This is a genomic window from Pseudomonas sp. BAY1663 (assembly GCF_000582595.1).
Classification (GTDB): Bacteria; Pseudomonadota; Gammaproteobacteria; order Pseudomonadales; family Pseudomonadaceae; genus Stutzerimonas; species Stutzerimonas stutzeri_AF.
On the sequence record NZ_AZSV01000153.1, the window covers coordinates 1 to 4783 of the forward strand.

7 protein-coding genes and 1 pseudogene are annotated in these 4783 nt (G+C 67.3%); 1 reads left to right on the top strand and 7 read right to left on the bottom strand.

Translation table 11 applies throughout. From position 1 onward, the window contains the following. From BAY1663_RS22080 to BAY1663_RS24270, 5 genes and pseudogenes are all read right to left on the bottom strand, one after another. Nucleotides 1–503, bottom strand: a pseudogene (locus BAY1663_RS22080) (gamma-glutamyltransferase); the annotation flags it as partial. Next, complete coding sequence (locus BAY1663_RS22085) at nt 503–754, bottom strand: YfhL family 4Fe-4S dicluster ferredoxin (protein WP_037045134.1); 252 nt, start codon at nt 752–754, stop codon at nt 503–505. The pseudogene BAY1663_RS22080 and the gene BAY1663_RS22085, both read right to left, overlap by 1 nt. Before the next feature lie 108 nt (nt 755–862). Continuing rightward, nucleotides 863–1345: a pantetheine-phosphate adenylyltransferase gene (coaD, locus tag BAY1663_RS22090; RefSeq protein WP_037045136.1), complete on the bottom strand. Its 483-nt coding sequence runs from the start codon at nt 1343–1345 to the stop codon at nt 863–865. Nucleotides 1346–1578: 233 nt separating this feature from the next. Beyond that, on the bottom strand, nt 1579–2616 hold the full coding sequence (locus BAY1663_RS22095) for a hydrolase (RefSeq protein ID WP_371257650.1): 1038 nt from the start codon (nt 2614–2616) through the stop codon (nt 1579–1581). A 24-nt stretch (nt 2617–2640) separates the two neighbouring features. Beyond that, complete coding sequence (locus BAY1663_RS24270; RefSeq protein WP_128576440.1) at nt 2641–3006, bottom strand: hypothetical protein; 366 nt, start codon at nt 3004–3006, stop codon at nt 2641–2643. Between BAY1663_RS24270 and BAY1663_RS22100 the strand changes: the two genes are divergently transcribed. Beyond that, nucleotides 3005–3409: a hypothetical protein gene (locus tag BAY1663_RS22100; RefSeq protein WP_037045144.1), complete on the top strand. Its 405-nt coding sequence runs from the start codon at nt 3005–3007 to the stop codon at nt 3407–3409. The genes BAY1663_RS24270 and BAY1663_RS22100 overlap by 2 nt on opposite strands. 101 nt (nt 3410–3510) lie before the next feature. On the opposite strand, the gene rsmD is transcribed toward BAY1663_RS22100, so the two are convergent. Together rsmD and BAY1663_RS22110 are read right to left on the bottom strand one after the other, a co-directional pair. Next, complete coding sequence (gene rsmD / locus BAY1663_RS22105; RefSeq protein ID WP_037045146.1) at nt 3511–4107, bottom strand: 16S rRNA (guanine(966)-N(2))-methyltransferase RsmD; 597 nt, start codon at nt 4105–4107, stop codon at nt 3511–3513. Beyond that, nucleotides 4107–4783 (bottom strand): pitrilysin family protein (locus BAY1663_RS22110; RefSeq protein WP_037045147.1); only part of this gene is annotated, 677 nt, incomplete at its 5' end. The genes BAY1663_RS22110 and rsmD, both read right to left, overlap by 1 nt.

A 4783-nucleotide genomic window follows, 5' to 3' on the forward strand; every position in this document is an offset into this window, starting at 1 on the left:
CCAGGGCGATGGCCGGCGCCAGGCTGGTTTTCAGCGGCAGGCGCCCGCGCGTTTCGGCGAGTTCGACGAGTGCCGCCGGCGTGCCGGGGAATCGCCGCGGCGAGCGGGCCGTCGAGGCTCAGCTGGCGCTGGAATTCGCCGTCGCGCAGGTACATGTCCGGCGTGGCGGAACGCGGTGCGCGTTCGCGGGCATCGAGGAAGCGGTGGCGGGCCGGCGCGCCGGCTTCGCGCAGGAGGAAGAAGCCGCCGCCGCCGAGGCCCGAGCCGTAGGGTTCGACCACGGCCAGGGCGGCGCTGATCGCGACGCTGGCGTCGAAGGCATTGCCGCCGGCCTGGAGGATCTGCCGGCCGACGTCGCTGGCCAGCGGGTGAGCGGTGGCGACGGCGCCGTTCTCCAGCGGGTTGGCCTGGACGGTGCAGGCCAACAGCAGCAGGAGGGTGACGGAGGCCTTGAGGCCCTCGCGCAGCCGCGAGAGGCGTCGGGCCTGCCACCCGTGGATCATCAGGCCTTGCCGGTGATGATCAGGTACTTGCGCATCAGCTCGTCCTTGCTCTCGACGTTGTTCTCGTCGAGCGGGATGCAGTCGACCGGGCATACCTGCTGGCACTGCGGCTCGTCATAGTGACCGACGCATTCGGTGCAGAGGTTGGGATCGATGACGTAGATTTCCTCGCCCTGGGAAATGGCGCTGTTCGGGCACTCGGGCTCGCACACATCGCAGTTGATGCAGTCATCGGTGATTTTCAGGGACATCCAGCGAACTCCAGCCGCGACGCGAGCCACGGCATAGCTAAATAACGACCGGCCAATTGTGCCGCATCGGCCGTGCTCGTGCACCCTGGTGCCGAGCAACGGCGGGCGTCAGGCCTGGCCGAAGCGCTCCTTGAGCGCCTGCATCACCGCCGGATGGACGAACTTGGAGACGTCCCCGCCGAGCGAGGCGATCTCGCGCACCAGCGTCGAGGAAATATAGGAGTACTTCTCCGAGGGGGTGAGGAACAGGCTCTCCACATCGGGCGCCAGCTGGCGGTTCATGTTGGCCAGCTGGAATTCGTATTCGAAGTCGGAAACCGCGCGCAGGCCCCGCAGCAGGATGTTGGCGTTCTGCTCCTTGACGAAGTGCGCCAGCAGGGTGGAAAAACCCATGACCTCGACGTTCGGCAGGTGCTTGGTGACCTCGCGAGCCAGTTCCACGCGTTGCTCCAGCGGGAACAGCGGGTTCTTCTTCGGGTTGGCCGCCACGGCGATGATCACCTGATCGAACAGGCGCGAGGCGCGTTCCACCAGATCGGCGTGGCCCATGGTGATGGGATCGAAGGTTCCCGGATACAACACTCGATTCATCGCGGCGTCCTGACGCATGCGTGGGGGTGTGGATGGTAGCGGCTCGGTATCGGCAGCGTAAAGCCTGAAGGCCGTGTGGCGATTTGCCTGGATACATGACCGATCATGGGCCATCTACAGGCGATCGCCCGGCTGGCTGGCAGATTTTGCAGGGTGGCGCGGGGCCGGATCGCCTGCGTGGCCATGCACTGCGGTGCGGCCTGGGCAGGCATCGACGCGCGACGATGGTGCGCTCAGGGCGCCTGCAGCCACTGCGGAATCCTGCGCTCCAGATAGTAGCGCGGTCGCCTCGGCGTGCCTTCGATGAAACCGACATGGCCGCCCCTGGCATGCAGTTCGAGCAGGCTGGAGGGTGACAGCTCGGTGGCCTGCGGCAGGCTGTGGCGGAACACGAAGGGGTCGTCGGCGGCCTGGATCAGCAGGGTCGGGATCGCGATGGTAGGAAGGAAATAGCGGCTCGAGGCGCGCCGGTAGTAGTCCTGGGCGTCGCTGAAGCCATGCAGCGGCGCGGTGATGCGGCCGTCGAAGTCCCAGAAGGTGCGCATGCCCTGCAGCGGGCCGAGGCGCTGCAGGGCGCCGAGGTGCTCGACCAGGCCCTCGCGCTGGAAGCGCTGCTGCTTGTCCTGCACGTAGGCGACCATGGCCTTCATGAAGTGCGCCTGGTAGATCCGCGAGAAGCCCAGGCCGATGCGGTCGGCGCACTGGTCCAGGCGGAACGGCACGGACACCGCCACTGCCTTGCGCAACGGGCAGTCGGCGGCGGTCTCGCCCAGGTACTTGAGCAGCACGTTGCCGCCCAGCGAATAGCCCACGGCATGCAGCGGCGCCAGCGGGCGGCAGGCCTGCAGATGGGCGATCACCTCGGCGAGGTCGTCGCTGGCGCCGGAGTGGTAGGCGCGTGGCAGCAGGTTGGGTTCGCCCGAGCAGCCGCGCCAGTTGATCGCCACGCTGGCCCAGTCCTGGGCAGCCAGTTGCTGTTGCAGGCCGAGTACGTAGAGCGAGCTGGACGAACCAGTGAGGCCGTGCAGCACCAGTACCAGCGGCGCCGTGGCGTCGTGCGGGCCGTGCCAGTCGAGGTCGATGAAATCGCCATCGGCCAGCCACAGCCGCTCGCGCCGGCGCGCGAGCCGCGGCGCGGTGCGGAAGAACGGGTTCCACAGGGTCTGCAGGTGCGGCCCGGGGAGCCACCAGGCGGGTTGGAAGGCGTCGGACACGGGATGCTTGTGCGGCTCGTCTGTTTCTCCGGACCCTAGGGTCTGTTGATGTTTCATTCGCGGCCGCGCCGAAGCCTGTTTTTACGCGAGGCAAGGCACGAGGAGCGAAGTTTGGTCATTCCAAATCAGCGACGAGTAACGCCGCATCGCGCAAAAACAGGCCCGGCCCTTCGGGTTGCGCGTCAAATGGCGCCATGCGGCGTTGCGGGACTTGGCAAGGGAATGACCATTACCTGCGTCCCGCGCCTTGCCTGGCGCCATTTGACGCAGCAACGCGGCTCGCAATGAAACGTCAACAGACCCTAATGCCATGCGGCCAGAAAGAAAAGCACCATCCAGGGGTTGAATGGTGCCGCCATCCAGCGGGTATATGTCTTTGGAGATATGGCCAGCGTCCGCCGGGCAGTGAACAGTGGGCGTCGAATCGCTATCCGGAACCTCGTCCATGACCATCACCCCCTTCGATCGATTGCTGGATGCCGCGCGCCGGCAGCACGAACCTCAGCGGCTGCTGTTCGTCTTCGTCAGCGCCGAGCTGCCCGAGGACGCCACCGAGGCCGAGCGCCGGCGCTTCGAGGAGAATGCCGGCGGCTCGCTCAAGCCGGTGCTCTGCGTCGACAAGCTGCCCGAGGAGCTGAGCGGCTTCGCGGCGCTGCGCGAGGAGTCGGAGCGCACCGGCGTGGCCTGGGACCTGCTGTTCGCCGCCGCATTGCCCGGTCAGGCGGGCATCACGCCCGGCGCGGATGAGGCCGAGCAGCCGCTGAAGATGATGGTCGGTGCCATCGAGACCGGCAATGTCGGCCGCTTCCTGGCCTTCGATCGCGCCGGGCAGCCGGTCGAGTTCTACTGAAAGGACCACTGGCTGAGCCTGGTTTTTGTTGCGGCTTGTCGTCTCGGCGATGACTCGACTTCGCTGATCGCCAGCAAGCTGGCGCCTACGAAAAAGCGCCGCTACCGGGCCTGGCGCTCCCACAGTGCGTAGTGCACCTTGCCGGCCTTCTTCTCGCGGTGCAGTCGCCAGTTGCCCGGCAGGCCGAGGCTGGAAGGCACGGCTTCGCTCTCGGTGTAGATCCAGGCGTGCTCGGCCAGCCAGCCCCTGCTTTCCAGCAGTTCGCAGGCCGGCTGCAACAGGTTCTTGTTGAACGGCGGATCGAGAAAGACCAGGTCGAAGGTCGCCGGCGACTGGGTTTCCAGGTAACGCAGCGCGTCGCTTTGTAGCAGCTGGCCGTGGCCGCAGTTGAGCGTGTCCAGGTGCTTGCGCAGGCTGGCGATGGCGTTGGCGTTGACGTCCAGCGCCAGGGCCATGCCGGCGCCGCGCGACAGCGCCTCCAGGTAGAGCGCGCCGCTGCCGGTGAACGGGTCGAACACGCGGGCGCCGGAGAGGTAGGGCGCCAGCCAGTTGAACAGGGTCTCGCGAACCCGGTCCGGCGTCGGCCGCAGGCCCTCGGCATCGGGGAAGCTGAAGCGGCGCGAGCGCCATTCGCCGCCGATGATGCGCAACTGGCCCTGGCCGCCGTGGGCGCTGGGACGAATGGGGGGATTGGCCATCAATGCTCCGGAACCGTGCTGGGCTGTTCGGCTGGTTTGTCGCTGGGTGGCGGCAGCGGTTGCTGCTCGACGCTGGGGCCGGCGGTAACGATGACGAAGGCGTCGGCCTGCAGGTGCTTGTCCATCGCCGTCTTCACCTGTTCGACCGTCAGCGCCTGGATTTCGCCCATGAAATCTTCCAGGTAACTCAGCGGCAGGCCATAGAAGCCGATGCTGCCGAGCTGGCCGACGATGTCGGCGTTGCTCGCGGTGGACAGCGGGAAGCTGCCGGCGATCTCGCGCTTGCTGCGCTCCAGCTCGGCCTCGGTGGGACCTTCGGCAAGGTAGTCGCGCACCAGTCGCTGGACCAGCTCCAGCGCGCCGTCGGTGAGTTCGGCGCGGGTTTGCATGCTGATCATGAACGGCCCTTCGGCGCGCATCGGGCTGAAGCCGGAGTAGATGCCGTAGGTCAGGCCGCGCTTCTCGCGGACTTCCTCCATCAGCCGGGTGCCGAAGCCGCCGCCGCCGAGGATCTGGTTGCCCAGGTAGAGCGCCGCGTAGTCCGGATGGCCGCGCGGGATGCCGAGCTGGGCGAGCATCAGATGGCTCTGGTTGGAGGGGAAGTCGATATGGTGCGTGCCGGCCGTGGGCGCGGCAGGGGCGGGCGTCGGCGGCAGCGCCGGACCCTGCGGCAGCG